Source organism: Burkholderia sp. WSM2232 (assembly GCF_000472545.1).
GTDB lineage: Bacteria > Pseudomonadota > Gammaproteobacteria > Burkholderiales > Burkholderiaceae > Paraburkholderia.
In genome coordinates, this window is the sequence record NZ_AWZV01000006.1 from 103,072 (window position 1) to 129,217 (window position 26,146).

General features: G+C 62.7%; 23 protein-coding genes. 18 read left to right on the forward strand and 5 right to left on the reverse strand.

The genetic code is table 11. The features are described from left to right. Nucleotides 1-146 precede the first annotated feature (146 nt). A complete protein-coding gene (locus F757_RS0105780; RefSeq protein WP_027210584.1) occupies nt 147-593 on the forward strand; it encodes a lytic transglycosylase domain-containing protein in 447 nt (148 codons plus the stop codon). A 173-nt stretch (nt 594-766) separates the two neighbouring features. Beyond that, nucleotides 767-2,131, forward strand: a complete 1,365-nt coding sequence (locus F757_RS0105785) for a GTP-binding protein (protein ID WP_027210585.1) — start codon at nt 767-769, stop codon at nt 2,129-2,131. A gap of 166 nt (nt 2,132-2,297) precedes the next feature. Here F757_RS0105785 and F757_RS0105790 read toward each other — a convergent pair whose 3' ends face one another. Beyond that, nucleotides 2,298-2,576, reverse strand: coding sequence for an HU family DNA-binding protein (locus F757_RS0105790; protein WP_006050811.1), 279 nt, complete (start codon nt 2,574-2,576; stop codon nt 2,298-2,300). A gap of 425 nt (nt 2,577-3,001) precedes the next feature. Here F757_RS0105790 and mnmC point away from each other — a divergent pair, with 425 nt between their 5' ends. The 7 genes from mnmC to F757_RS0105825 all read left to right on the forward strand — a co-directional run bounded on the left by mnmC (nt 3,002) and on the right by F757_RS0105825 (nt 12,270). Beyond that, nucleotides 3,002-5,011 (forward strand): bifunctional tRNA (5-methylaminomethyl-2-thiouridine)(34)-methyltransferase MnmD/FAD-dependent 5-carboxymethylaminomethyl-2-thiouridine(34) oxidoreductase MnmC, encoded by a 2,010-nt coding sequence (mnmC, locus tag F757_RS0105795; protein WP_027210586.1) that lies wholly within the window; start codon nt 3,002-3,004, stop codon nt 5,009-5,011. An 861-nt stretch (nt 5,012-5,872) separates the two neighbouring features. Then, nucleotides 5,873-7,078: a cation:proton antiporter gene (locus F757_RS0105800; protein ID WP_027210587.1), complete on the forward strand. Its 1,206-nt coding sequence runs from the start codon at nt 5,873-5,875 to the stop codon at nt 7,076-7,078. A gap of 99 nt (nt 7,079-7,177) precedes the next feature. Next, nucleotides 7,178-8,293: a YbdK family carboxylate-amine ligase gene (locus F757_RS0105805; RefSeq protein WP_027210588.1), complete on the forward strand. Its 1,116-nt coding sequence runs from the start codon at nt 7,178-7,180 to the stop codon at nt 8,291-8,293. 539 nt (nt 8,294-8,832) lie between these two features. Then, nucleotides 8,833-9,471, forward strand: a complete 639-nt coding sequence (locus F757_RS0105810) for a MarR family winged helix-turn-helix transcriptional regulator (protein WP_013340966.1) — start codon at nt 8,833-8,835, stop codon at nt 9,469-9,471. Between the two features lie 122 nt (nt 9,472-9,593). After that, nucleotides 9,594-10,307, forward strand: coding sequence for a glutamine amidotransferase (locus F757_RS0105815; protein WP_027210589.1), 714 nt, complete (start codon nt 9,594-9,596; stop codon nt 10,305-10,307). 91 nt (nt 10,308-10,398) lie between these two features. Further along, entirely contained in the window at nt 10,399-11,511 is a 1,113-nt protein-coding gene (locus F757_RS0105820; RefSeq protein WP_027210590.1) for an NADH:flavin oxidoreductase/NADH oxidase, read from the forward strand. Between the two features lie 228 nt (nt 11,512-11,739). Next, nucleotides 11,740-12,270: an SET domain-containing protein gene (locus F757_RS0105825; RefSeq protein WP_027210591.1), complete on the forward strand. Its 531-nt coding sequence runs from the start codon at nt 11,740-11,742 to the stop codon at nt 12,268-12,270. Nucleotides 12,271-12,333: 63 nt separating this feature from the next. Here F757_RS0105825 and F757_RS0105830 read toward each other — a convergent pair whose 3' ends face one another. Together F757_RS0105830 and F757_RS0105835 are read right to left on the reverse strand one after the other, a co-directional pair. Next, the gene (locus F757_RS0105830; protein ID WP_027210592.1) at nt 12,334-13,839 is read right to left on the reverse strand and encodes a sensor histidine kinase; all 1,506 of its coding nucleotides are present in this window, start codon (nt 13,837-13,839) and stop codon (nt 12,334-12,336) included. Nucleotides 13,840-13,971: 132 nt separating this feature from the next. Then, nucleotides 13,972-14,658: a response regulator gene (locus F757_RS0105835; RefSeq protein WP_007180058.1), complete on the reverse strand. Its 687-nt coding sequence runs from the start codon at nt 14,656-14,658 to the stop codon at nt 13,972-13,974. Nucleotides 14,659-14,768: 110 nt separating this feature from the next. Between F757_RS0105835 and F757_RS0105840 the strand changes: the two genes are divergently transcribed. Then, entirely contained in the window at nt 14,769-14,993 is a 225-nt protein-coding gene (locus F757_RS0105840; protein WP_027210593.1) for a DUF3717 domain-containing protein, read from the forward strand. A gap of 236 nt (nt 14,994-15,229) precedes the next feature. Further along, nucleotides 15,230-15,724, forward strand: coding sequence for an Lrp/AsnC family transcriptional regulator (locus F757_RS0105845; protein ID WP_027210594.1), 495 nt, complete (start codon nt 15,230-15,232; stop codon nt 15,722-15,724). 26 nt (nt 15,725-15,750) lie between these two features. On the opposite strand, the gene F757_RS0105850 is transcribed toward F757_RS0105845, so the two are convergent. Continuing rightward, nucleotides 15,751-16,287, reverse strand: coding sequence for a class IV adenylate cyclase (locus tag F757_RS0105850; RefSeq protein WP_027210595.1), 537 nt, complete (start codon nt 16,285-16,287; stop codon nt 15,751-15,753). 268 nt (nt 16,288-16,555) lie between these two features. Beyond that, complete coding sequence (locus F757_RS0105855) at nt 16,556-17,455, reverse strand: LysR family transcriptional regulator (protein ID WP_027210596.1); 900 nt, start codon at nt 17,453-17,455, stop codon at nt 16,556-16,558. A 156-nt stretch (nt 17,456-17,611) separates the two neighbouring features. Here F757_RS0105855 and F757_RS0105860 point away from each other — a divergent pair, with 156 nt between their 5' ends. The 7 genes from F757_RS0105860 (at nt 17,612) to F757_RS0105890 (ending at nt 26,107) form a co-directional block, all read left to right on the forward strand. Further along, a complete protein-coding gene (locus tag F757_RS0105860) occupies nt 17,612-19,150 on the forward strand; it encodes a CoA-acylating methylmalonate-semialdehyde dehydrogenase (RefSeq protein ID WP_035466362.1) in 1,539 nt (512 codons plus the stop codon). Nucleotides 19,151-19,253: 103 nt separating this feature from the next. Continuing rightward, on the forward strand, nt 19,254-20,966 hold the full coding sequence (locus F757_RS0105865) for a GMC family oxidoreductase (protein WP_027210598.1): 1,713 nt from the start codon (nt 19,254-19,256) through the stop codon (nt 20,964-20,966). A gap of 309 nt (nt 20,967-21,275) precedes the next feature. Then, nucleotides 21,276-22,055 (forward strand): ABC transporter ATP-binding protein, encoded by a 780-nt coding sequence (locus F757_RS0105870; protein WP_027210599.1) that lies wholly within the window; start codon nt 21,276-21,278, stop codon nt 22,053-22,055. After that, nucleotides 22,052-22,810, forward strand: coding sequence for an ABC transporter ATP-binding protein (locus F757_RS0105875; RefSeq protein WP_027210600.1), 759 nt, complete (start codon nt 22,052-22,054; stop codon nt 22,808-22,810). The genes F757_RS0105870 and F757_RS0105875 overlap by 4 nt, the downstream gene beginning before the upstream one ends. A 53-nt stretch (nt 22,811-22,863) precedes the next feature. Next, the gene (locus tag F757_RS0105880; protein ID WP_027210601.1) at nt 22,864-24,078 is read left to right on the forward strand and encodes an ABC transporter substrate-binding protein; all 1,215 of its coding nucleotides are present in this window, start codon (nt 22,864-22,866) and stop codon (nt 24,076-24,078) included. A gap of 173 nt (nt 24,079-24,251) precedes the next feature. Then, entirely contained in the window at nt 24,252-25,136 is an 885-nt protein-coding gene (locus F757_RS0105885; RefSeq protein ID WP_006050831.1) for a branched-chain amino acid ABC transporter permease, read from the forward strand. Beyond that, nucleotides 25,136-26,107: a branched-chain amino acid ABC transporter permease gene (locus F757_RS0105890; protein WP_027210602.1), complete on the forward strand. Its 972-nt coding sequence runs from the start codon at nt 25,136-25,138 to the stop codon at nt 26,105-26,107. The genes F757_RS0105885 and F757_RS0105890 overlap by 1 nt, the downstream gene beginning before the upstream one ends. Nucleotides 26,108-26,146: the final 39 nt, after the last annotated feature.

The following is a 26,146-nucleotide window of genomic DNA, read 5'->3' on the forward strand; positions in this document are numbered from 1 at the left end:
GTTTCACCGCTGCGAAGGCGGGTTTTCCCGTACTGCCGGCCAATGCCGCAACCAGCTTAAGCCCGCCGGCCCGCCTCGTCTGAACAATGTCCGATGCACAACGTTACGATTCCTTACCCTTGCGGTTTGCCTCGTCGTCCTTACCGATGAAACGAACCTTCGTCACTGTTCTTGCAGGATTTACCGTGTTGACTGCGGCCGGGTCGGCACGCGCCGATTGCTTTGACGAAGCCGCGAAATACCAGAAGGTCAACCCGCTGATCCTGCGTGCGATCGCGTGGCAGGAATCGCACAACCGTCCGGACGCGCAGCACAAGAACGCCAACGGCTCGACGGACTACGGCGTGATGCAGATCAACTCGATTCACCTGCCCACGCTGGCTCAATACGGCATCTCGCAGGGCACGCTGATGGAGCCGTGCAAGAACGTCTACATCGCCGCCTGGCATTTGCGCCGCCAGATGAACAAGTACGGCAATACGTGGCAAGCCGTCGGCGCCTATCACTCCGAAACGCCCGCGCTGCGCGACAAGTACGCTCAGCAGATCGCGGCGATTCTGCGCAAGTGGAACCTGATGCCGGCGGCACGCTGAATCGCCGGACCGAGCGGCCGGGTGAGGGCGTCTCCCTCTTGTCCCTGCGGATTTGATGCACAATGCGGCTTCGTGCTGCCGCCGCCGCTCGACCGCCGTTTCAGACGTTTCAGACTCACGCGGCGGCGTTGGGCGTGCCACGCCTTTCAATCCTCCCGATTTCCTGTACTGCGATGAACCAGCCGCCATTGCCCGTCACCGTGCTCTCCGGTTTTCTGGGCGCCGGCAAGACCACGCTCCTGAATCACATCCTCGCGAATCGCGCCGGCCTGCGGGTGGCCGTGATCGTCAACGATCTGGCCGCCGTCAATATCGACGCTTCGCTCGTGCGCGAGGCCGCCGCGCTGTCGCATCTTGAAGAACAGCTTGTCGAACTGTCGAACGGCTGTATCTGCTGCACACTGCGCGACGATCTGCTGGTCGAGATCAGACGCCTTGCCGCCGAAAAGCGCTTCGACGCGATCCTGATCGAGTCGACCGGCGTGGCCGAGCCCATGCCGATTGCCGAGACCTTTGCTTTTGTGGACGACGACGGCGCCGCGCTCAGCGACGTGGCGCGGCTCGATACGATGGTCACGGTGGTCGACGCGTTCAACTTCCTGCGCGACTACGGCTCCGCGGACGCGCTCGCCGAACGCGGCATTGCCGCCACAGAAGAAGACGACCGCACACTGGTCGAACTGCTGATCGAGCAGATCGAGTTCTGCGACGTGCTGGTGGTGAACAAGGCCGACCTCGTCAGCGCTGACGAGCTGACTCGTCTGCAACGCATTCTCGCGCGGATCAACCCGCGGGCCGTGCAGGTGGTGAGCCGCTTCGGCGCGGTGCCGCTCGAGCAGGTGGTGAACACCGGCCGCTTCGATTTCGACGAGGCGTCGGGCGCGCCGGGCTGGCTGGCGTCGCTCCATCAGCACGAGCACGAGCACGGCCACAGCCATCACGGCGAAGCGGACGAATTCGGCATCGGCAACTTCGTTTATCGCGCGCGCCGGCCGTTTCATCCGGAGCGCCTGTGGGCGCTGCTGCACGAGGAGTGGAAGGGCGTGTTGCGCAGCAAGGGATTTTTCTGGCTCGCGACGCGCACTGACATTGCCGGTTCGCTGTCACAGGCGGGCGGCGCATGCCGGCATGGTCCGGCGGGTATGTGGTGGGCCGCGCAGGATCGCAGCGAGTGGCCCGACGCCGATCAGGACGCCGAACTGGCCGCTGAAATCGCTGCCGACTGGTACGGGGAGCCGGACGACATGAGCATCGGCGACCGTCGCCAGGAGCTGGTGCTGATCGGCGTCGGCATCGACCCGGCACTGTGGTCGGCGAAGTTCGACGCCTGCTTGCTTACCGACGACGAATTCGCGCTGGGACCGCAAGGCTGGCAACAGTTCGCGGATCCGTTCCCGGTATGGGATTTCGACGAGGATGATCACGACCACGATCATGACCACCACGGTCATGGGCACGACCACGATCACGGCGGAAACGGCGGTCATGGCGGTCATGGCGGCCACGGCGACAACGATCACGGCCACCGGCACGGCTAGATCGTGCATCGTCACGACTAGCGGCCCTGCCGGCCGCCTTCCCGACACGAGCGAGTCACAAGGCACGCGCGCGGCTCGCTGCCGCGCGGCGTGCGATCCATCCAGCCGGAAAAAGACGAAAAAAAACCCGCCGTGGGCGGGTGTCAACTGCCTGGCAGTAATCTGCTTAGCGCTTGTTGACTGCGTCTTTGAACGCCTTGCCGGCCGTGAACTTGACGGTCTTCGCGGCCGGAATCTTGATAGTTTCGCCCGTTTTCGGGTTGCGACCCGTACGCGCTGCGCGCTTGCCCGAACCAAAGCTGCCGAAGCCGATCAACTGGACCGCGTCGCCCTTCGACACAGACTTCTTGATCACTTCAAGCAACGTGTCCAGCGTTTCACCGGTTTGAGCCTTGCTGGCGCCCGTCTGTCCAGCGACGGCGTCGATCAGTTCCTGTTTGTTCATTAAGGTTCCTTTCTGAGTTTAGGTTGACACGAACAGCGCGAACGCGCCGATTATACGTGCGCGCGCCGCGCCGTCGAGCAGCTGCGGCTCCGGAGCCCCTCCGGATCGAAAGCGCCGGACAGCGAATGTCCGTCGGCCGTGCTGCCGCTCCCTTCGCGGCGCTTGCTATGATAGCGCAGCGCAAACCCAATCAGGACAAGGGTTTCGAAGAATTACGCGGTTTTGGAACAGATACAGCAAGGAAACGGCACTTTTTGCTGACCGGCCCTCGCTGAGAAGCGTGAAACCCAGTGTGGACGGGGCTTTGACGTTGGTTTTTGCCAACGCTCGGCGCGTCTTCTTCGCCGCCCGGCGAGCCGCGCGCGCTGGCGGTAACGTTGCACCCGCTCGTTCGGGTCACTTCAGGGCATTGCTTTGCCTCCCGCATGACCGATCCGCTCATTCCAGCCGCGCTCTCGTTCAGAAGCAACGGCACGCCGTTTTCGCCGCTCTACGACGACATTTATCACAGCGCCGTCGGCGCTATCGAGCAGGCTAACCATGTTTTCCTGCGCGGCAATGCGCTGCCAGAGCGCTGGCACGGCCGGCGCGCGTTCACCGTGCTGGAGACGGGCTTCGGCATGGGTATCAACTTCCTCGTGACGTGGGCCGCGTGGCGTGCCGACCCTGCCCGCTGCGAGCGGCTTCATTTCGTTTCGACGGAAAAGCATCCGTTCACGCTCGACGATCTGCGCCGGGCATATGCCGCGATCGTTGCAGATCCGGCGATCGCGGCGCTTGCCGACGCGCTGGCGAACGAATGGCCGGTGCTCGTGCCCGGCACGCACCGGCTCGAATTCGACAATGGCCGCGTCGTCCTGACGCTGGTTTTTGACGACGCACAGCAGAGCTTGCCCAATCTGCGGCTGCGCGCTGACGCGTTTTATCTGGACGGCTTTGCGCCCGCCAAAAACCCCGAATTGTGGACGCCTGCGATCTTCAAGTCGCTCGCGCGGCTGGCAGGCGAGGGCGCCACCTTCGCCACTTACAGCAGCGCGGGCGAGATCAAGCGCACGCTGACTCAATCGGGCTTTGAGTACCGCAAGGTGGACGGCTTCGGCTGGAAGCGCGCGATGCTGGTTGGCCACTTTGCGCCGCGCTGGCGCGTGCGCCGGCATGAGCCGCCCGTCGCACTGGGACCGTTCGCCCCCAACGAACGGCACGCGGTGGTGGTCGGCGCGGGCCTTGCCGGATGCGCGGTGGTTGAGCGTCTCGCGGCGCGCGGTTGGCGCGTGACGTTGCTGGAGCGGCACGCGTCGCTGGCAGAGGACGCCTCCGGCAACCCGGCAGGCGTATTCCACCCGATGATTTCGCGCGACGACAGCGTCGCCTCGCGCGTCACGCGCGCCGGCTTTCTGTATGCGCTCAGGCGCTGGACGGCATTGGAACAGCTCGGCCATGCGCCAACGCGCGGCCGCCCTGGTCTGCTGCAGATCGCCGAAACCGAAGACGAAGCGCGCGCGATGTGCGAGGCCATCGCGGCGTTGGGTTATCCGCCGGAGTTCGTTACGCCGCTTTCCGCCGACGCCGCTCGTCAGCTCGCCGGCACAGCGCTCGCGCGCGGCGGATGGTTCTTCCCGCACGGCGGCTGGATAGATCCGGCATCGCTGTGCGCCGCGCAATGCGCGGCCGCCGGTGACCGGCTGGAGCGCCGCTTTGGCGTGCAAGTCGCGCGCCTCGAGCGGTCGGGCAGTCAGTGGAACGTGCTCGACACGGCAGGCGAGTTGTTGGCGCGTGCGCCGGTCGTGATTGTCGCGAGCGCTCATGATGCGGCGCGCATTGCCGGCCTGCGCCATGCGCCGACTCGCAGCATCCGCGGCCAGCTCACGTTGCTGCCTCGGGGCGCGGCGCCGTCGCTCGAATTGCCGGTAATCGGCGCAGGCTATGCGATACCGCTGCCTGACGGCGTCACACTGACGGGAGCCACCTATGAACTCGACGACGTGGATACGTCGCTTCGCGCAGCCGGTCATCTGGAAAACCTGGAGCGGGTCGCGGACATGCTGCCCGCGTTCTCGCGCGTGGCCGGCCGCGCCGAAGAAGCCGCGCGCGCCGGCTCGCGGGCAGAAACGCCAGCGCTCGCGGGCCGCGTTGCATTCCGCTGTGTGACAAGCGACCGCATGCCGATGATCGGCAACTTCGCCGACGAAGCGCTCGCCACCCGCGAAGCCGAGCGCTTGCGCGGTGCCTGGCCGCTCGACCTGCCGCGCGCGGACGGGCTGTACGGCGCGTTTGCCTACGGTTCGCGCGGTCTCGTGTGGGCTGCGCTCGGCGCGGAACTGATTGCCTCCCAAATCGAAGGGGAGCCGTGGCCACTCACGCGCGACCTCGCCGAAGACATCGACCCTGCGCGCTTTCTGCTGCGCGCACTGCGGCAGGGGAGCGTCGGCGGTTAACGCTCGACCTCGGTGCGCCGCGGTTATCCACCGCAAATTGTGGATAAGCGCGCTGTTTACCGGCGCAACTCATGTGGAACCGTTGTGGACGTAAACGGGGTAACTCGCGCTGCCCGCAATTTCGTAAAAAGTTACCCGCGTATACGAGTCGCCACCGCACATGCTGTGCGCCCGGTTATGAAGTCGGCAACGCGCTGATTCGATTCGGTAAACAGCGGTTATCCACAGAAAACGAGGCAGCTTGTTAACTGCTACTACGTATACATACAGTAAACGCGTAAACATCAAGGCCTGAGCTGGACCGTGCGCCACCGCACAGATTCGGCAACCGCTACAACCCTTCGGCTAAGCGCTGTCCTGAAAAGCACATGCGATGCGTGCACACTGCCCTGAGCCGTGTGCAAACCAGCCGGAATGCGTGCACTGTGCGCCGATAAAACGGTCGGTTTTTCCACATGCCATCAAGATGAAGTACGTTTTTACCGTTTTGCCTGCATGTTCGTGTGTTTTCGGTCGAAGCTGAACAAGCTATGGCACAATCGCCGTTCTTTTCCGCGTGGTGCCTCGCCTCTAGCGGTGCCCGCTGCTACGGAACGGTGCCGTCCAATCCGACTCTGATTCAACGTCGACGGCGTCCTTTCACCGTGTCGTGCCGGCTGCTACGGCCGCACCCCTGAATGCGCCGAGTTCCCTGCGACTGCGGCGCGTTCGAATCATCCGATAGTTGAAAAACTCGCAACGCGGATCACGCGAAGCGATTGCGACAGTGAGCGTCTCTTGCGTTCACCCGCTCGCCGCTGTTCGCGCCGGCTTACGCTGGTTTGTGTCATCTGCCGTTGCTGCAAAGGAGAAGCCATAACGATGAACTCGGCGTTTTCATTTTTCCCAGCCTGGCCGCTTTCCCCCGACGCCATTTTTTGGGCTGGTCTGGCATTGCTTGCCGCGGGTTTATGCGGCGAGTTGTGCTATCGCGCGTGGCGTTTGCCGCGTATTTCGGGCTACGCGGTCATCGGTCTGATTGCGGGCGCGGCCGGTTCGGGCGTGATCGACGCGGAGTCGGCGAAGGCGGCCCGGCCGTTGCTCGATGTGGCGCTCGGCTTGCTGCTGTTCGAACTCGGCAGCCGGCTCGATTTGCGCTGGATCCGCCGTAATCCGTGGCTCGTGATGTCGAGCGTCGCGGAAGCCACGCTCACTTTCGCGCTGGTTCTGCCGGTGCTGCTGTTCCTGAATGTGCCGCTGATGGTCGCAACGGTACTCGCGGCCATTGCCATGGCGACTTCGCCCGCCATGGTTATCCAGCTCAAGACCGAGTTGCGTGCGGAAGGCCAGGTCACGCAACGTCTTTTGACGTTGACGGCGTTGAACAGCATGTATGCAGTGGTGATCGAGAAGCTCGTGTCGAGCTGGCTGCATCAGGAAGCATATGGCAATGTTTTCGCCACCATTGTGCAACCGCTTTACCTGCTGGCCGGCTCGCTGGTGCTCGCGTATCTGCTTGCGCGCACCTGCACGTTCTTTTATCGACGGCTCAACATGCAGGACGAGCATTCGTTCGTTGCGCTATTCGGCCTGGTCCTGCTGGCCATTGCGCTCGCGCACCTGTTCAAGCTGTCGACCATTCTTGCGCTGCTGGCCGCCGGCATTATCGTGAAAAATCTGGAAGCGCGGCCGCAGTTGTGGCCGCAGCATTTCGGCACGGCCGGGTGGCTTCTGACGGTGATTCTGTTCGTGCTGACACTCACTTCGTTCGAATGGAAAGACATCGCGCTGGGCGGCGTCGCGGCGCTGGGTCTGATTGTTGCGCGTCTCGTCGCCAAGCTGGTCGGCGTGCTCGCGTTCGCCAAGCCGAGCGGCCTGAACTGGAAGCAGGGCATGGCGCTTGGCTTGTCGTTATCGCCCATGTCGGCGCTGGCTTATCTGCTCGTCGACGACACCTACAACCTGTATCCGAATTTCGATCCGCGATTGCGCGCGATCGTCATGTGTTCGATTGTCGTGCTGCAGATTCTCGGGCCCTGGCTCGTTTATCGCAGCCTCGCGCTGGTTGCCGAGCGGCGCGAAGAGTAAGCGCCTCGCATTGCGGGGCCACACGCTATCTGATTTATTCGCTTTAAAAAACGGCCGGGCTTCTGACAATTGCCTCGCCGACCTCACTCAGGGGACGCTATGTCACTCGAACCCTTCATCGATTCGAAGCCGTTTACTTTCGGTGTCGAACTCGAGATGCAGATCGTCAATACGCATGACTATGATCTGACCAAAGCCGGCTCGGATCTGCTGCGCCTCGTCAAGGATCAGAAGATCCCCGGCAACATCACGCCGGAAATTACCGAGAGCATGATCGAGCTTTCCACCGGCATCTGCACGAACCATGAACAGGCGCTTGCCGATCTGCGCAAGATTCGCGACACGCTCGTTGCCGCAGCCGATCGTCTGAACGTCGGCCTGTGCGGTGGCGGCACGCATGCTTTTCAGCAATGGAGCGAGCGGCAGATCGTGGACACGCCTCGCTTCCAGTACCTTTCCGAACTGTACGGTTATCTTGCGAAGCAGTTCACGGTGTTCGGCCAGCATGTGCATATCGGCTGTCCGGATGCGGACAGCGCGCTATTCCTGCTGCATTCGATGTCGCGCTTCATCCCGCATTTCATTGCGTTGTCCGCGTCGTCGCCTTTCGTGCAGGGCGTGGACACAGGTTTTCATTCGGCACGCCTGAATTCCGTATTCGCGTTTCCGCTCTCGGGCCGCGCGCCGTTCGTGTTGACGTGGGACAGCTTTGAGGAATATTTCTCGAAGATGGTGCACACCGGCGTGGTCAACAGCATGAAAGACTTCTATTGGGACATCCGGCCGAAACCCGGTTTTGGCACCATTGAAGTCCGCGTGATGGATACGCCGCTTTCAGTGGATCGCGCTGCGGCCATTGCGTGCTACATCCAGACGCTCGCCCGGCATCTGCTGCTCGACAAGCCGGTCACCCCGCACGAAGACGACTACCTCGTCTACACGTTCAACCGCTTCGAGGCTTGCCGCTTCGGTCTGGCCGGAACTTGCATCAATCCGCAAACAGGCGAACGCAAGACCATTTCCGAAGACATCCTCGAAACGCTCGAGCGGATCGCGCCGCACGGCGACGCATTGGGCTCCGGCCATGCGCTGGCTGAAATCGGCGCGATCGCGCGCGGCCAGGTCAACGATGCGACCTGGTTAAGAGGCGTCGCGGAACAGGAAAAGTCGCTGCACGAAGTCGTCAGGCAGCAGTGTCTGGCCTGGCGGGCCTGAGTTGCCCAGCGCGCTCCTGTGTTAAACCGTAAGAAAACCCGCCGCGTGCGGGTTTTTTTTCGTCGATAAAATTTCCAGTTCGGGGCCCTTAAGGTTTTTCAAAGATGTACGTATACATACGTAGTAGTAGTTAACAAGCATCGCTCCGGGCTGTGGACAACTGAATAATTTCCTGCAAAGTCAAGGCGCTGGGTAATTCATAAGTGGGTCACAGGGCGGTGCGTCGGCAGCAGTAAACGAGGACAACTTAAGGACGGGTTGAGCGGGGGTACAGGCTTATCAAGAATCGGCACACATGTCTTCCCCGACGTTATCCCACGGTTATCCACAGATTACGTTGGATAACTTAGCTGTACGATTCGCCGCTCTCGCATAGAATGTCGTCTTAACTGCTTTGGCTTGCAAGGCGGTGAATTTTTGAGATAGTTGAGACCGTCTCGTCCTGTTTTGGGCGGGGCTACCCCACACAGGCTACGGGCGTTCCCGGCAAGCAATTGGCCGGCACCGCACAAAAGCTGTAAATAAACCAATCGAAGATTATGAGCGAAGGCGTATACGGAGAACAGGCAACCGGGCGAGTCACCCACAGCCTCTTGCGACTGAGCACGGCCATGCGAAGCCAGGCTTGGGAATGGGCGGAAGGCGCGGGACTCACGCCCACGCAGGGCGAAATCCTGGTTTTGTTGATGCAGCGAAAGGGCCCGATGCGGCTCGGGGAAATTGCGCGCGAAACGGCATTGACCGCCGCCACCACCAGCGACGCCGTCAGCACGCTCGAAACCAAGGGACTGGTCGAAAAGCGCCGCGCGCTCGATGACGGCCGCGCGCTCGCCGTGCGCCTGACCGCCCGCGGCCGCACTGCTGCCAAGCGCGCCGCGCAATGGCCTGACTTCCTCGCCAAGGCAGTCGGCACGTTGCGCGACGAGGAACAGGCGCTGTTCTACCGCACGCTGCTCAAGACGGTTCATCAACTCGAAGCGCAGGGCAATATTCCGCCGCACCGCATGTGCCTGAGCTGCACGCACTTCGAACCGAGCAAGAATCCGAAGAAGACGCCGCATCGTTGCGCGCTGCTCGACCTGAACATGGCGGATACGGACCTGCGTCTGGACTGCGCAGTGCATGAAACCGCCGACGTCGCCACCCAGAAAAAGACCTGGAAGATCTTCGCCCAGTAAGGCGGCTGCTTACCTGGCAATCCGCTACACTGCAACCGGCAGGGGCAGACGGCACTCGCCGCCTGCCACGCTTTCCGGTGCCGCGTAGCGGCAGTCTCCAGTCAACCTGAGGTGACAGGCTGATGCATCAGGAAGTTCTGGCCATTCGCCACGTCCACTTCGAAGATCTCGGCAGTCTGGAACTGGTGCTTGGCGAACGCGGGCGTCCGGTCCGTTATCTGGATGTAGGCTTTGCCCGCATCGAGGCGCCCAACCCGGTCACGCCGTCGCTGATGGTGGTGCTCGGCGGCCCGATCAGCGCCACCGACGACGCGCTCTATCCCACCCTCGTACCGCTGCTTTCGATGATCGAAAAGCGCATCGAAGCAGGACTTCCTACGCTTGGCATCTGTCTGGGCGCGCAGCTGATTGCGCGCGCGCTCGGTGCGCGCGTCTATCCGGCGGGCCATACCGAGCTCGGCTGGGAACCGCTCACGCTGACCGACGCGGGCCGCGCGTCGCCGGTCCGTCATCTGGACGGCGCGCAGACTTCCATGCTGCATTGGCATGGCGACACTTTCGACCTTCCAGCCAACGCGACGCGTCTCGCCTCCACGAACGCGTGCGAGAACCAGGCGTTTGCATGGGGCAGCCATGTGCTCGCGTTGCAATGTCATCCTGAGGTCCGCACGGAAGGCTTCGAGCGCTGGTTGATCGGCAACGCCGGCGAGCTCGTGAGTCATGGCATCGACGCGCGGCAGTTGCGCGCCCAGACCGCGCAATACGGTCCCGCTCTGGAGGCCGCGGCGTGCCGCATGTTCGGCGAATGGCTCGATCAGGTGGAAGCAAAACCCTGAGCGCCCAATCTGCACGACGCCACGCGGCCTGCAGCAAATGAATCGCAGTGCTATGCTCGACCGCTCTCGGGTTTCTACTAGGCGGTGATCCATGAGCGCGCTATTTTCCCCACTCACGCTGCGTAGCGTGACGCTTCCTAACCGCATCGTCGTCTCGCCGATGTGCCAGTATTCCGCCGAGCGAGGCGAGGCCACCGCGTGGCACATGATTCACCTCGGCAGTCTTGCGTTGTCGGGCGCCGGCATGTTGTGCATCGAAGCGACGGCGGTCGAACCGGACGGCCGCATCACGCCGAGCGATCTCGGCCTGTGGGACGACGCGACCGAGGCGGCGCTCGTGCCGGTGCTCGCCGCCATCCGCAAGCATTCGCATATCAACGTGACGATGCAGTTGTCGCATGCGGGACGCAAGGCGTCGAGCCATGTGCCATGGGAAGGCGGCCAGTTGATTCAGGTATCTCAGGGCGGCTGGCTGCCGCATGCGCCTTCCGCGTTGCCGCACAAGGCGGGCGAGGAGCCGCCGCTCGCGCTCGACACGCCGGGGCTCAATCGCATTCGCGAAGCCTTCGCCGCATCCGCGCGGCGCGCGGCGCGCCTTGGCATCGACGCACTCGAAGTGCATGCCGCGCACGGCTATCTGCTGCACCAGTTTCTCTCGCCGCTCGCCAATCAACGCAGTGACGACTACGGCGGCTCGCTTGAAAACCGTATGCGTTTTCCGCTCGAGATCTTCGACATCGTGCGCGCCTCTTTCCCGGCCGACAAACCAGTCGGTGTGCGTGTGTCCGCAACGGATTGGGTCGAAGGCGGCTGGTCGCTCGAAGACACCCTTGCGTTCGCGCACGAGCTGAAGAAACGCGGATGCGACTGGATCGACGTGTCGTCCGGTGGCGTATCGCCGTTGCAGAAAATTCCGCTCGAGCCGGGTTACCAGATTCCGTTCGCCAAGGCTGTCAAACAGGCGACGGGTCTCACCACCATCGGTGTCGGCTTGATTACCGATCCAGTGCATGCCGAGCAACTGATCGAACAGGGCGATGCCGATCTGATCGCGCTGGCTCGCGCATTGCTCTACAACCCGCGCTGGCCGTGGCATGCCGCCGCACAACTTGGCGCGACAGTCGAAGCGCCGCCGCAGTACTGGCGTTCGCAACCGCGCGAGCAAAAGGCGCTGTTCGGCGAGATTTCGTTTGGCCAAAGATGAAGCGGCTACTGCGCACGGCGCACGCGCATCCGGCACACGTTTTTGACGGTTGAACGAAGCAGTCTTGAGCGTGTACGATGCCGGATGTGGCGCATGTGCGTCGCAGGTCGACGCGGCGCTCGCAGGGCGCCGCGTTTGCTATGAGCGCCAGAAAAAAACAGCGCGTCAGACGCGGGCGTTTTCGACGGCTGCCGGACTTCACCCCAGTTCTTCACAAGGATTCATTCAATGAGTTCACGCAGGATCGCCGTGCGTCGTTCCGGTGTGCACGGCAAAGGCGTGTTTGCGCTCGAACCGATTGCTGCCGGCGAGCGGCTAATCGAATACAAGGGTGAGCGCATTTCCTGGAAAGAAGCGTTGCGCCGCCATCCGCACAATCCTGACGAACCGAATCACACGTTCTACTTTGCGCTGGATAGCGGCAAGGTGATCGACGGCAAGGTGAACGGCAACAGCGCGCGCTGGATCAACCACTCGTGCGCGCCGAACTGCGAAGCGGAAGAGATTGACGGGCATGTGTATGTGCACGCGCTGCGCGACATTGCAGAAGGCGAGGAGCTGTTCTACGACTACGGCCTCGTGATCGACGCCCGTCAGACCAACAAGCTGAAGAAGGAATACGAATGCCGCTGCGGCTCGCGCAAGTGCCGCGGCACGATGCTGGCGCCGCCGGAGAAGGAAAAGGGCGCGGCTAAAACAGCAAAAGCGTCGAAGTCGCCGAAGACCGTCAAGTCGACGAAAAAGGCGAAGAAGAAGTAATGCGCGCAGCGGCGCGCTCGCCGTGCGAATGGCGCCGCGACAGCCCGTTGCCGAGCCTCACCGCTACATATCGACCGGCGCCGAGTGCGCCGGTTTTTGTTCGCTACCTTGCGAGTCGGGGCTCGCGTCGGACGGCCGCACGGCTCCTTGCACGAGCGGAATACGCACGATAAAGCGCGCTCCGCCTTCGGGCGCGTCCTCGTAATGCACGCTGCCGCCATGCAGCACCATGATGTCGTGAACGATCGCAAGGCCGAGACCGGCGCCGCCGTCCACGCCGTTATCGCTTTGACCGTCGCCGCGAAAAAAGCGCTTGAAGAGATCGGCTTGTTGCGTATGAGGTACGCCCGCGCCATTGTCTTCCACCACGATCTCGGCCATGCGCACATCGTCAATGACGGTTTGCGACACAGTGACCGTTATGCGCCCGCCATCGAAGCGCGAAGGCGGCACGTACTTCAGCGCGTTATCCAGCAGATTCGCGATCACTTCATGCAGCAACACCGGATTGCCGCGCGCGATCAACGGATGATCGTTGGCCGGGTCGTCGAGCCGCTGAAAACCCAGGTCGAGGTGCGACGTCAATGCACGCGGCACCCATTCGGCGCCCGTGTCGAACGCGAGCGCGGCCATGTCCACATTAACAAACCGCGCGGCCTGCTCGGCCGGTTCCGCCCGCGCGAGAGACAGCAACTGATTCGACAGACGCACCGCACGGTCGGCCGCCGCGCGCAACTCGCGCACAGCAGCGAGCGTCTGCTGGGGGTCGCGCGCCACTGCGGCCTGCTCCGCATGCAGCTTGACGGCGGTGAGCGGCGTGCGCAACTGGTGCGCGGCATCGGCAATGAATTTACGCTGCCCGTCCAGCGCGGTCTTGAGACGGCCGAGCAGCGCGTTCACGGCGCCCGTCAGCGGCCGGATCTCGACCGGCACATAGGTTTCGTCCACCGGTTCCAGTGACGTGTGCGTTTGCCGGTTCAGCGAATCCGCGAGATGGGTCAGCGGATTGAGCTGCTGATTCACCACGCGCCACACGATCACCCAGCCGGCGAGCAGCAGCAACAGCAGCGGCATCATGATGGCAACGAGAAACTCGGCGGCGATGCGAAAGCGGTGATGCACTGGCTGCCCGACTTCCACGACGATGGGATTGCCGACCGGCTGATCGACCCGCACTTGCGCCACGCGCACCGTCACCCCTTGGTGCTGCGTTTCGAACACGTACGCATAATGCATGCGCCGCACACTCGTGCCTTGCAGCGGGAGCGTCTCGTCGCCGGCAATTTCCGTCTCGCCATTGCTAATGCGATAGACGAGATGCTCCATCGGATCGGAGAACATGGCTTGCGCGAGCGGCGGCACGGTAATGGGCGCGTCGGGGCCCGCAATCTGGATCTGCTTGGAGATGGCGGTCGCGAGATCCGCGAGCGAGCGGTCGACCACGTGCTGCGTGTACTGCCACGCAAGCCAGTAGGCGATCAGGCCGCTCATTAGCGCGAGCAGCGAAAGGGGAGCAGCCAGGCGCCGGAGCAGCGTGCGGCGCAGGCTATTGGCGGCCGGCTGGGGCATGATCGAACGCGCGGGAAAGAGGCTGGCGCGAGGCGCCCGGAAGTTTCGCCGGGCGCCGGCGACTCGCGCACGCGGTGCGCTGCGCCGGCCCGGCGCCGTCTGGCCGCAAGCGAACGGCGGCCTTCACGACGATTATGCGGCCTGGCGGATTTCCTGCAACAGGTAACCGAAGCCGCGCACCGTGACGATTTCGACGCGGCAGCTCTCGAGCTTCTTGCGCACACGGTGCACGTAGACTTCGATTGCCGTGTCGCCGAGATCGCCGCCGAAATGCGTCAGATGGTCTTGCAGTTGCGCCTTGCTGACCACGCGGCCGTGACGCAGCAGCAGCATTTCGAGCACCGCGAATTCGCGCGGCGACAATTCGAGCGGCTTGTCGTCGTTGAAAATGCGGCGATCGACGCCCGACAGACGCACACCGCCGAGCGACACTTCCGGACGCGGCATGTCGCCATGCGGACCGCTGCGGCGCATCACAGCACGAATGCGCGCTTCGAGTTCGGTGGGCTCGAACGGTTTGAGCATGTAGTCGTCGGCGCCGGAATTCAGGCCTTGCACGCGGTCGTTCAATTCGTCGCGCGCGGTGAGGATGATCACTGGCGTATGGCGATTGCTCTGACGGAAGCGCGAGAGCAGCGTCATGCCGTCGATACCCGGCAGGCCGAGGTCGAGAATCACCAGTTCGTGGCGGTTTTGCGTGAGGGCCTGTTCGGCGAAAATGCCGTCGTGGACCATGTCGACCGTGAAGCCGGCTTGTTCGAGGCTGCTTTGGATGCCGCGTGCGATGGGACGGTCATCTTCGATCAGAAGGAGTCGCATGGATTTCGCTCAATTACAATGGGTTTAGGCGTTCGGGCAAGCGGTTCGCCGGAGCGCCTGCCAGGCAGTCGTCGAGCCGACGTGCTCGCGCCCTCCGGATAATCGAAGCCATGTCCGAGATCAGCATTCAGGAACTCGAAGCCGCGATCAACTTCTGGCGCGCCCGCTCACCTTCGAGCGGAGACGAACTCGTTCTGTGCAAGGAGGCAAGCGCGCTCTCCAAGCCGTATGCGATCCTGATTGTACAGCGTCGGAACACCCTGTCGCGCGACGATCTGGGCGCTATTGCGCGGCAAGCGTGGGATTCTTACGTGCACCTTAAAAATAGCCTGTAGAACTGAAGGTTTGTGTGCGTGGTTGCCTGCAAAGGCCTTTCAATACGATGAATTGTTCGCGGCCGCCGGCTCGGCTGCCATCGTTCCCGCCGTGGCGTGTCCGGTTCGGTGTCGCGCGGTGCGAGGCAATCCGCTCCTGCGTTCTCAGGTGATTTGCGTTGCGCGGCCTTCCGGCCGCATCAGTTCGCGCATGCAATAATCGCGTATTAAGCGCCTATTGGATGCCGGACCGTTACATGCTCGATCTCGACCACTTCGACCTAGCGCTGCTCGACCTATTGCAGCGCTTTGGCCGCGCCACGCATCAGCAGCTTGCCGAACAGGTGCCGCTGTCGCCGTCGCAGATCGGGCGGCGCTTGCAGCGGCTCGAGCAGATCGGCGTGGTGGACGGCTATCGGGTCGTGCTGCGCCCCGAAAAACTCGGCTTGGCCGTGACCGCTTTTACGAGTCTCAAGCTCAAGCATCACGGCGATTCGGTGATCGAACAATTCCAGCAGCAGATCGACCTGTTGCCTGAAGTGCTGGAATGCCATGCAGTGGTGGGCGACGCCGACTATCTGCTGCGCATCGTCGCGCCCGACCTCAGCTATCTGTCCACGTTCGTCATGAAAAAGCTCATGCGTGTGCCCGGTGTGGACAGCGTGCGCTCGAACATCGTGCTCACCACGTTCAAGCGCAACGGCCCGTTGCCGCTTGCACATCTGTCTTCTTCCGGAACGGCCGCCGCCTGATTTGAGCCGGGGCGGCCGCACGCGGTTCATGCCGCCTGCTTCGGCTCGTGAGGCGCGTTGAGCAGATCCACGTAAGCCACTGCCACCAGATCGGATTCCGCTACGCCGAGGCTCGCGAACATCGCGTGGGCTTCAGCGTGTCCGTCTTCCTCGTTGTCGTCCTGCGCGAGCACCACTTCAAGTTCGACGAAATCGCCCAGACCGTCCACGCGGTCCAGATGAATGCGCGTGCGCCCCGCCAGATACACGTGCCGCTCCTTGGTGACGATGCCGCGCGTGGTGAGCGCGGTGGCCAGCAGCGCGTGCATGGCTTCGGGGTTGGTCACGGGACTGCGCGTGTAGTACGACGCCTTCGGCCCGTCGCGGTCATCGCGCTGATAGAAGATCAGTTCGGCGGGCGTGCCATCGTCGAACTGGCGCAGCTTCAGACGCCCGCGCGGCACGTCATAGAAAAAGTCCTGCTGGCGGAAGATGAGCGGCGCGTCCGGCGCGAGTTGCGCCGCGCGTTCGCGCAGTTGCTCGAAATGCTGGGCGCGGGCTTTGATTTCGATGTTGCGTGCCATATCAGGCTCCTGTCGGGATGGAATGGTCGGCTGCTTGCGTCGCGAGCGGGCGAAGCTGCCGGGAAAGACAGAGTCGGTTGGAAGGGAAAAGCAGCGGCGGGCGCGTCAGTGAAGCGCCAATCTAACAAATACTGCGTGACGCCGCGGTTTCATTGCGCATGCAAGCGTCTGGCGGCGCCTGGCCCGCGCTGTCATGAGAACGGCTCATATCGCAACGCACAACGCATGCGCCGCTGCTCGAAGAAGGCCAGACGCTGCTCGGGTGCATTCAGCTTGCCCATTGCAGCTCGATCAGCTTGAGCGCGGCGGCTATCGCGGGCTCGTCCTTGCGTTGGGCCAGCGTGACGAAGCTGAGTTGTGTCGGCACCGTAATGCCTTCGACGATGGTCAGCGCGTGCGCGTGCGCCTCGGCAATCGCAATCGCGTCGCGCGCGAGCGTCAGCCCCACGCCCGATTTGACGAGATCCAGCATGGACGGCTCCTGGTCCACTTCCGCGACCTTGACGGGCTTCACCCCCGCCTCGCTGAATGCGTGCGACAACAGCCGGTTGTGTGCGGACGCAGGCGGCGTCCAGATCCACGGAAAGGCGGCGAGCGAGCGCCAGTCGCGCGCGCCTTTGACGCGGTCCTTCCAGCCGGCTGGCGCCAGCACGCGGTACTGGAAATGCGTGAGGGTCAGTGTGTGAAAGGCCCGCGCATCGCGGCCTTCGTCGTCCGAAGGCACGCCGATGTAATAGCCCACGTCCAGTTCGCCGGCGCGCACCTGCTCGAGCACCCAGCCCGACATGCCGTGCCGCAAGGCCGTCTCGATGTGCGGCCAGGTTTCTACCAGTTGCTTCAGAAAGCCGCCGAGCCGCAGAAACTCGGGGTCGAGAATGGTGCCGATGCGCAAGCGTCCGTGCACCTCCTGGCGCAGCGACTGCGCGGCGCGCTGCACGTCGCTTGCCGCCGCGAGGGCACGCTCCGCGTGCGGCAGCAGCGCCTGGCCGTCGCGCGTGAGCGAAAGCCCGTGCGAGGTCCGCGTGAACAGCGTGACGCCGAGCGTTTCCTGCAAATGCTTGATTTGCAGGCTGACGGCCGGTTGCGTCAGATGCAGTTGCACCGCCGCGCGCGTGAGGTTGCCCTCGCGTGCCACGGTGACGAACGCGCGTAGCAGAGTGAGATCCATCCGCTGATATTAACTCCGCTTATGGCGCAGTTGAGCATTACTCATTGGATTTCCGCAGGCGAAGCGCCGTACGCTCGTGTTTCAGCACGCCGTTTTCAGGCGGAACAATTCGCAGCAGCCATCATGAATGATGGTCCACAACCGCGAGGAGAGAACATGAGCGAGACATATCCCGACGAAATCGTTCGCACGCGCACCGGCGTGCAGCCGCTGACGCACTTCATCAACGGCAAGGCCATAGAGGGAACCAGCGGCCGTTTTGGCGACGTCTTCAATCCCGCGCTCGGCGAAGTCAGTGCGCGCGTGCCGCTAGGCAGCGTGGCGGAAGTGGATGCGGCGGTTGCCGCCGCGTATGCGGCCTTTCCCGCGTGGAGCGAAACCGCGCCCATCAAGCGCGCCCGCGTGCTCTTCAAGTTTAAGGAGCTGCTGGACCGCCATCACGACGAACTCGCGGAACTGATCACGCGCGAGCATGGCAAGGTGTTCTCCGACGCGAAAGGCGAGGTGATGCGCGGTATCGAAGTGGTCGAGTTCGCGTGCGGCATTCCCAATCTGCTGAAGACAGACTTTACCGACCAGATCGGCGGCGGCATCGACAACTGGAACCTGCGTCAGCCGCTCGGCGTGGTCGCGGGAATCACGCCCTTCAATTTTCCGATGATGGTGCCGTGCTGGATGTTCCCCGTCGCGATTGCGTGCGGCAATACCTTCGTGCTGAAGCCTTCGGAGCGCGACCCGTCGGCATCCAACCGTATAGCCGAACTGCTGCGGGAAGCCGGTTTGCCCGACGGCGTGTTCAATGTCGTGCACGGCGACAAGGTCGCGGTTGACGCGCTGCTCGTGCATCCCGACGTGAGCGCCGTGTCGTTCGTCGGCTCCACGCCGATTGCCGAATACATCCACGCGGAGGGCACGAAGCACGGCAAACGCGTGCAGGCGTTGGGCGGCGCCAAGAATCACCTCGTGGTGATGCCGGACGCGGATCTCGATCAGGCCGTCGACGCACTGATCGGCGCCGCGTACGGTTCGGCCGGCGAACGTTGCATGGCGATCTCCGTCGCCGTTGCAGTGGGCCATATCGCAGACGAACTGGTGGAGCGGCTCACGCCTCGCGTAAAGAGCCTGAAGATTATGAACGGCATGGAGTCGGCCGCCGAAATGGGACCGCTGGTGACGGCCGCGCATCGCGAGAAGGTGCTGGGCTACATAGAAGCCGGTATCGCGGCAGGCGCAAAGCTTGTTGTGGATGGCCGCGCTCATCGGGTAGACGGGCACGAGAACGGTTTCTTCCTCGGCGGTACGCTGTTCGACAATGTGTCGACGGATATGAAGATCTATCGCGAGGAAATCTTCGGACCGGTGTTGTGCGTGGTGCGTGTACCTGATTTCGCGTCGGCGGTTGAACTGATCAACGCTAACGAGTTTGCCAACGGCGTGTCGTTGTTCACGTCCGACGGCGGCATTGCGCGCGCTTTTTCGCGGCAGATCCAGATCGGCATGGTGGGCATCAACGTGCCGATTCCGGTGCCCATGGCATGGCATTCGTTCGGCGGCTGGAAGAAGTCGCTATTCGGCGACCATCACGCGTACGGCGAAGAGGGCGTGCGGTTTTACACGCGCTATAAGAGCATCATGCAGCGCTGGCCCGACAGCATCGCGAAGGGCGCCGAATTCACAATGCCGGTCGCGAAGTAACCGCGGACGTTAGCCTTCGGCTGCGCGGCTTGAACAGCGCGCCGAAGGCGTCGATCAAGCCGGGCGTCGCGCCCTCGGCAAAAAATGATTAGGAGACGGAACGATGAGCCACGTGCAAGCCGCGTCGTCGCAGCGGCGTCTGGAAGGCGAATTCGACTACATCGTCGTGGGCGCAGGGACAGCGGGCTGCGTGCTCGCCAATCGCCTGACCGAAGATCCAGACGTGCAGGTGCTCCTGCTTGAAGCGGGCGGCAAAGACGACTATCACTGGATCCATGTGCCGGTCGGCTATCTGTACTGCATTGGCAATCCTCGAACTGACTGGCTTTACAAAACGCAGGCGGAGCCGGGACTGAACGGGCGCGCGCTGTCGTATCCGCGCGGGCGGGTGCTCGGCGGCTCGTCGTCCATCAACGGCATGATCTACATGCGCGGCCAGCGCGAAGACTACGACGAGTGGGCACGCGTGACGAACGACGCGTCCTGGTCGTGGAATTCGGTGCTGCCCATCTTCAAGCGCAGCGAGGATTACTACGCCGGCGCGAGCGAATCGCATGGCGCAGGCGGGCCATGGCGTGTCGAGAAGCAACGCCTGAAGTGGAAGATACTCGAGGAATTTTCAAAGGCCGCGCAGGAGACCGGCATTCCCGCCACCGACGACTTCAACCGCGGCGACAACAGCGGCGTCGGCTACTTCGACGTCAATCAGAAACGCGGCATTCGCTGGAATGCGTCGAAGGCCTTCCTGCGTCCTGCAATGCGGCGTCCGAATCTCACCGTCATTACCGGCGCACACACGCAGCGCGTGATATTCGAAGGGCGCCGCTGCTCAGGTGTCGAATATCGCGGCAACGGTATCGACTTCGTGGCCAAGGCGCGCTGCGAAGTGATACTTGCTTCAGGCGCGGTGAACTCGCCGCAATTGCTCGAGTTGTCCGGCATCGGTAACGGCGCGCGTCTGCAACGACTGGGTATCGAAGTGGTCAACGATCTGCGCGGCGTCGGCGAGAATCTGCAGGACCATCTGCAATTGCGCATGGCGTACCAGGTCGATGGCGTGCGGACGCTCAATACGGCGTCCGCACATTGGTGGGGCAAGCTGATGATCGGCGTGCAGTACGCGCTTTTTCAAAGCGGTCCGATGTCGATGTCGCCGTCGCAACTAGGAGCGTTCGCAAAGTCCGATCGCGAAGACCGCTCGATCACTCGCCCCGACCTCGAATATCACGTGCAGCCGCTTTCACTGGATCGCTTTGGCGAACCGCTGCACCGCTTCAATGCATTCACGGCGTCTGTATGCCAGTTGCGGCCCACTTCGCGCGGCAGCATTCATATCGAGTCGGCAGACGCTTCTGCGCCTCCGCTCATCGCTCCCAACTATCTCTCCACGGACTACGACCGGCACGTCGCCGCCAACGCGTTGCGTCTCACGCGCCGTATTGCCGCCGCGCCTGCATTGGCGCGCTATCAGCCTCGGGAAATCTTGCCGGGCATCGAATACCAGAGCGAGGAAGAACTGCAACGTGCCGCAGGTCTGGTCGGCACCACGATCTTTCATCCGGTGGGCACGTGTCGCATGGGCACCACCGACGATCCCGGCGCAGTGGTGGACAACCGACTACGAGTTATCGGTGTCGACGGTTTGCGCGTAGTGGACGCATCCGTCATGCCAACCATCACCTCGGGCAACACGAACTCGCCCACGTTGATGATTGCGGAGCGGGCGAGCGACATGATCCGCGAGGACCGTCGCGCGCGCGCGAGCGGCAGCATGGCCGCCCATGCTGGACATGCGGTGTCGATGTCCGCAGTGTGACAGGCTTCTCTCGCAGCATGCACACGGCGCGCGTTGCGCACGCGTGACGTTTGCGCGTGCATGTCTCCAATAAGAGACTGCAGCGCACGATTAGTGAGGGCATATCGTCCACTAAGTGCAAATCCCAATGAATGCGCTGCATCATTGGCGCGACAATGGCAGCCATGCTGCGTGCTGCCCCAGGGATTACCGTCCGGATTGGTGCAGCACGCCAACGAGCGTGCACGGGGTGCCGCCGTCCAAAAAAAGTCGCGCAGAGCTTCGCGCGAAAGATCGTAATGCTTCGCCTAACTCCGCATGGAAGGGAACATGATTCTCGGCGATACGATTCTCGAAACGCGCGGCCTCACTCGTGAGTTCAAAGGCTTCATTGCCGTGAACGGCGTGAACCTGCGCGTGCGCCGCGGCTCGATCCATGCGCTGATCGGCCCCAATGGAGCAGGCAAGACCACGTGCTTTAACCTGCTCACCAAGTTTCTCGAGCCGACAGCCGGACAGATCGTCTTTAACGGCGTCGACATCACGCATGAACGCCCCGCGCAGATCGCGCGGCGCGGCATTATCCGTTCGTTCCAGATTTCCGCTGTGTTCCCGCATCTGACGGCATTGCAGAATGTGCGTATTGGTTTGCAACGTTCGCTTGGCACCGCTTTTCATTTCTGGAAGAGCGAGCGCACGTTGCGCCGGCTCGACGACCGCGCAATGGACCTGCTCACGCAAGTGGGCCTGACCGATTTTGCCGATGTGCTGACCGTCGAACTCTCGTACGGCCGCAAGCGTGCGCTGGAAATCGCCACCACGCTGGCGATGGAACCCGAGCTGATGCTGCTCGACGAGCCGACGCAGGGCATGGGTCACGAAGACGTGGACCGCGTCACGGCGTTGATCAAGAAAGTATCGAGCGGCCGCACCATTCTGATGGTCGAACACAACATGAATGTGATTGCCGGCATCTCCGACACCATCACCGTACTTCAGCGAGGCGAAGTGCTTGCCGAGGGCACGTATGCCGACGTGTCGAAAAATCCGCTGGTAATGCAAGCCTACATGGGCAGCGCCGACGCGGCGCTCGCCGGAGCCCACGCATGAACACAATTGCCGAGCGCGAAAGCCTCGAGGTGAGCGGCAAGGCCGCTGGCGCACCCGCGCTGGAGATCGCGGGATTGCAGGCGTGGTACGGAGAGTCGCACATCCTGCATGGCGTCGATCTGACGGTGGATCGCGGCGAGGTGGTAACGCTGCTCGGCCGTAACGGCGCAGGGCGCACCACGACATTGCGCGCGATCATGGGCTTGACCGGCCGGCGCACGGGGTCGATTCGCATTGGCGGCCGTGAAACGATCAACCTGCCCACACATCGCATTGCGCATCACGGCATTGGTTACTGCCCCGAAGAACGCGGCATTTTTTCGAGCCTCTCGTGCGAGGAAAACCTGTTGCTGCCGCCGCCCGTGGGCGACAAGGCACACATGATGTCGCTCGAGGAAATTTACTCGATGTTCCCGAATCTGCAGGAACGCCGCATGAGCCAGGGCACGCGGCTGTCGGGCGGCGAACAGCAGATGCTCGCGGTGGCGCGAATTCTGCGCACGGGCGCGAGCCTGCTGCTGCTCGACGAGATTTCCGAAGGTCTCGCGCCTGTCATCGTGCAGGCACTCGCACGCATGATCGTCACACTGAAGACGCGCGGCTACACCATTGTGATGGTCGAACAGAATTTCCGCTTTGCGGCGCCGCTTGCCGATCGTTTCTATGTGATGGAGCACGGTACGATCGTCGAGCACTTCGGGGCGGGTGAACTCGAAAGCAAGATGCCGGTACTGCATGATCTGCTGGGCGTGTAGCGCTCGCGCCCGATTGCCTCTGATAACCACAAGTGAAGAACCAGGAGACAGGAATGAAAAAGAACCCACTCGCGCGGCTTGCTTCAGTTTGTTTCGCGGTCGCCGCCGGCGCCGCCATCACTACGGGGAGCGCGCAAGCGGCAGACGACGCAGTGAAGGTCGGCTTCATTACGGACATGTCGGGGCTTTATGCGGACATCGACGGCCAGGGCGGCCTCGAGGCGATCCGCATGGCCGTTGCGGATTTCGGCGGCAAGGTCAACGGCAAGCCGATTACCGTGCTGTACGCGGATCACCAGAACAAGGCGGACATCGCGGCGTCGCGCGCACGCGAATGGTTCGACCGCGAGGGCGTCGATCTGCTGATCGGCGGCACGAATTCCGCAACCGGGCTTTCGATGAACACCGTGGCCGGTGAAAAACACAAGGTGTACATCAGCATCGGGGCTGGGGCCGACACGCTGACGAACGAGCAGTGCACGCCGTATACGATTCACTATGCGTACGACACGACGGCGCTCGCCAAAGGCACCGGGTCCGCAGTCGTGAAGCAGGGCGGCAAGTCGTGGTACTTCCTCACCGCCGACTACGCGTTCGGCAAGGCGCTCGAAAAGAACACGTCGGACGTGGTGAAGGCGAGCGGCGGCCAGGTGCTGGGCGCGGTGCGTCATCCGCTGTCGGCGTCGGACTTCTCGTCGTTCCTGTTGCAGGCCCAGTCGTCGAAGGCGCAGGTTCTCGGCCTCGCGAATGCGGGCGGCGACACGATCAACTCGATCAAGGCCGCGAAGGAATTCGGCATTACCAAGAGCATGAAGCTCGCCGCGTTGCTGATGTTCATCAACGACGTGCATAGCCTCGGCCTCGAAACGACGCAGGGCCTCGTGCTCACCGACAGCTGGTACTGGAACAAGGACGCAAATACGCGCAAGTGGGCGCAGCGCTACTTCGACAAGATGCGCAAGATGCCGTCGAGCCTGCAGGCCGCTGACTATTCGGCGACCATGAACTACCTGAAGGCGGTGCAGACGGTCGGTTCGACCGACGCCGACAAGGTCATGGCGCAACTCAAGAAGACCAAGATCGACGACTTCTATGCAAAGGGCTACATCCGTCAGGACGGCAGCATGATCCACGACATGTACCTGATGCAGGTGAAGACGCCCGCGGAGTCGAAAGAACCGTGGGACTACTACAAGATCACCGCGACGATCCCGGGCGAGCAGGCGTTCACCACCAAGGCGGAGACGCGCTGCGCGCTGTGGAAGTGAAGTAGCCTGAAGGTCCGGCCGACGGCTGGCTCGCCATGCCGGCAGCCGGCCGTTGGTGCGCGTCGCTCCGTCTGTTTCATATGCCGCGCGTGGCCGGCGTCATGCGCGTGTTCAACGTGTGCCGGCCCGATCGCGCACAACCGATCTCACCTTGACGATGGGTGAAGGCTTCAATGGACATCTTTGGCATTCCGCTTCCCGCGATGCTCAGCCAGTTGCTGCTCGGACTCGTGAACGGCTCGTTCTACGCAATCCTGAGTCTGGGACTTGCGGTGATCTTCGGCTTGCTGAACGTGATCAACTTCGCTCATGGCGCGTTGTTCATGCTCGGCGCGATGCTCGCGTGGATGGGCTTCTCATACTTCGGCGTGCCGTACTGGCCGATGCTGATCATTGCGCCGCTGCTGGTCGGCCTGTTCGGCGTCCTGATCGAACGCTCGATGCTGCGCTGGCTGTACAAGCTCGATCATCTGTACGGGCTGCTGCTGACGTTCGGGCTCACGCTGGTCGTCGAAGGTGTGTTCCGCTCGATCTACGGCTCGTCCGGCCAGCCGTACGACGTACCCTCGGCACTCTCGGGCGCGACCAATCTCGGCTTCATGTTCCTGCCGAACTATCGCGCGTGGGTCGTGGTGGCTTCGCTGATCGTCTGCTTCGCGACCTGGTTTGTCATCGAGAAGACGCGGCTTGGCGCATATCTGCGTGCGGGCACCGAAAATCCGAAACTGGTTGAAGCGTTCGGCATCAACGTGCCGCTGATGATTACGCTCACTTACGGTTTCGGTGTCGCGCTCGCCGCGTTTGCCGGCGTGCTGGCCGCACCGGTCATCCAGGTTTCGCCGCTGATGGGCCAGCCGATGATCATCACGGTGTTCGCAGTCGTGGTGATCGGCGGAATGGGGTCGATCATGGGCTCGATCCTGACGGGCCTGATGCTCGGCGTGATCGAAGGGCTCACGCGCGTGTTCTATCCGGAAGCGTCGGCCACCGTCGTGTTCGTCATCATGGCGCTGGTGTTGCTGGTGCGTCCGGCGGGTCTCTTCGGCAAGGAAAAATGATGCAGAGAAAAGTGCTCTACGGTCTGCTGCTGCTCGGGCTCCTCGCGGTGCCCGTGCTCGGCATCTATCCGCTCTTCGTGATGAAGGTGATGTGCTTTGCACTCTTCGCCGCCGCGTTCAATCTGCTGATCGGCTACACGGGCCTGCTGTCGTTCGGACACGCAATGTTCCTCGCGTCGGCAGGTTATGTCACCGGTTATGCGATGCAGACGCTCGGCTTCTCGCCCGAGCTCGGCGTGCTGGCCGGCACAGCTTGCGCGACCTTGCTGGGGCTCGTGGTCGGCATCTTCGCGATCCGTCGGCAGGGCATCTACTTTGCGATGGTGACGCTCGCGCTTGCGCAAATGGTCTACTTTGTGTTCCTGCAGGCGCCCTTCACGCATGGTGAAGACGGTCTGCAAGGCGTGCCGCGCGGCAAGCTGTTCGGCGTGCTCGACCTTTCGTCCGACGTCGCGCTGTACTTCGTCGTGCTGGCGGTCATGGTGCTCGCATTCCTTCTGATCGTGCGGATCGTGCATTCGCCGTTCGGGCAGGTGCTCGTCGCGATCAAGGAAAACGAGCCGCGCGCGGTGTCGCTTGGCTACGATACAGACCGCTTCAAGTTGCTCGCCTTCATTCTGTCTGCTGGGCTCGCAGGACTCGCGGGGTCGCTGAAGGTCGTGGTGCAGGGCTTCGAGACCTTGAGCGACGCCTACTGGACCATGTCGGGACTCGTGGTGCTGATGACGCTGGTGGGCGGCATGGGTACGTTGTTTGGGCCGCTGCTGGGCGCCGCATTGATCGTGGCGCTGGAAGATCGCCTGGGCGATATCGGCAGCGTGCTCGCTTCGGCCACGGGCGTGGATTGGTTCCGCTCGCTGGGCGAGTCGGTGACCATCGTGACGGGGGTGATCTTCATTGCGTGCGTACTCGCGTTTCGTCGCGGGATTGTCGGCGAAGTCATCGCGCGCGTGCGGCCACTGCGCGCGTGAAAAGCGCGACGGGCGCACGCGCAACGGTGCGGCCAATTG

What these genes read in the sequence shown, in the direction of transcription:
- mnmC (WP_027210586.1), top strand. Translation starts at nt 3,002, where the DNA reads ATGACCGATCCGCTCATTCCAGCCGCGCTCTCGTTCAGAAGCAACGGC.
- F757_RS0105780 (WP_027210584.1), top strand. Translation starts at nt 147, where the DNA reads ATGAAACGAACCTTCGTCACTGTTCTTGCAGGATTTACCGTGTTGACT.
- F757_RS0105885 (WP_006050831.1), top strand. Translation starts at nt 24,252, where the DNA reads ATGGACATCTTTGGCATTCCGCTTCCCGCGATGCTCAGCCAGTTGCTG.
- F757_RS0105825 (WP_027210591.1), top strand. Translation starts at nt 11,740, where the DNA reads ATGAGTTCACGCAGGATCGCCGTGCGTCGTTCCGGTGTGCACGGCAAA.
- F757_RS0105855 (WP_027210596.1), bottom strand. Translation starts at nt 17,455, where the DNA reads ATGGATCTCACTCTGCTACGCGCGTTCGTCACCGTGGCACGCGAGGGC.
- F757_RS0105865 (WP_027210598.1), top strand. Translation starts at nt 19,254, where the DNA reads ATGAGCCACGTGCAAGCCGCGTCGTCGCAGCGGCGTCTGGAAGGCGAA.
- F757_RS0105870 (WP_027210599.1), top strand. Translation starts at nt 21,276, where the DNA reads ATGATTCTCGGCGATACGATTCTCGAAACGCGCGGCCTCACTCGTGAG.
- F757_RS0105830 (WP_027210592.1), bottom strand. Translation starts at nt 13,839, where the DNA reads ATGCCCCAGCCGGCCGCCAATAGCCTGCGCCGCACGCTGCTCCGGCGC.
- F757_RS0105860 (WP_035466362.1), top strand. Translation starts at nt 17,612, where the DNA reads ATGAGCGAGACATATCCCGACGAAATCGTTCGCACGCGCACCGGCGTG.
- F757_RS0105890 (WP_027210602.1), top strand. Translation starts at nt 25,136, where the DNA reads ATGCAGAGAAAAGTGCTCTACGGTCTGCTGCTGCTCGGGCTCCTCGCG.
- F757_RS0105880 (WP_027210601.1), top strand. Translation starts at nt 22,864, where the DNA reads ATGAAAAAGAACCCACTCGCGCGGCTTGCTTCAGTTTGTTTCGCGGTC.
- F757_RS0105850 (WP_027210595.1), bottom strand. Translation starts at nt 16,287, where the DNA reads ATGGCACGCAACATCGAAATCAAAGCCCGCGCCCAGCATTTCGAGCAA.
- F757_RS0105840 (WP_027210593.1), top strand. Translation starts at nt 14,769, where the DNA reads ATGTCCGAGATCAGCATTCAGGAACTCGAAGCCGCGATCAACTTCTGG.
- F757_RS0105815 (WP_027210589.1), top strand. Translation starts at nt 9,594, where the DNA reads ATGCATCAGGAAGTTCTGGCCATTCGCCACGTCCACTTCGAAGATCTC.
- F757_RS0105790 (WP_006050811.1), bottom strand. Translation starts at nt 2,576, where the DNA reads ATGAACAAACAGGAACTGATCGACGCCGTCGCTGGACAGACGGGCGCC.
- F757_RS0105835 (WP_007180058.1), bottom strand. Translation starts at nt 14,658, where the DNA reads ATGCGACTCCTTCTGATCGAAGATGACCGTCCCATCGCACGCGGCATC.
- F757_RS0105800 (WP_027210587.1), top strand. Translation starts at nt 5,873, where the DNA reads ATGAACTCGGCGTTTTCATTTTTCCCAGCCTGGCCGCTTTCCCCCGAC.
- F757_RS0105875 (WP_027210600.1), top strand. Translation starts at nt 22,052, where the DNA reads ATGAACACAATTGCCGAGCGCGAAAGCCTCGAGGTGAGCGGCAAGGCC.
- F757_RS0105845 (WP_027210594.1), top strand. Translation starts at nt 15,230, where the DNA reads ATGCTCGATCTCGACCACTTCGACCTAGCGCTGCTCGACCTATTGCAG.
- F757_RS0105785 (WP_027210585.1), top strand. Translation starts at nt 767, where the DNA reads ATGAACCAGCCGCCATTGCCCGTCACCGTGCTCTCCGGTTTTCTGGGC.
- F757_RS0105810 (WP_013340966.1), top strand. Translation starts at nt 8,833, where the DNA reads ATGAGCGAAGGCGTATACGGAGAACAGGCAACCGGGCGAGTCACCCAC.
- F757_RS0105820 (WP_027210590.1), top strand. Translation starts at nt 10,399, where the DNA reads ATGAGCGCGCTATTTTCCCCACTCACGCTGCGTAGCGTGACGCTTCCT.
- F757_RS0105805 (WP_027210588.1), top strand. Translation starts at nt 7,178, where the DNA reads ATGTCACTCGAACCCTTCATCGATTCGAAGCCGTTTACTTTCGGTGTC.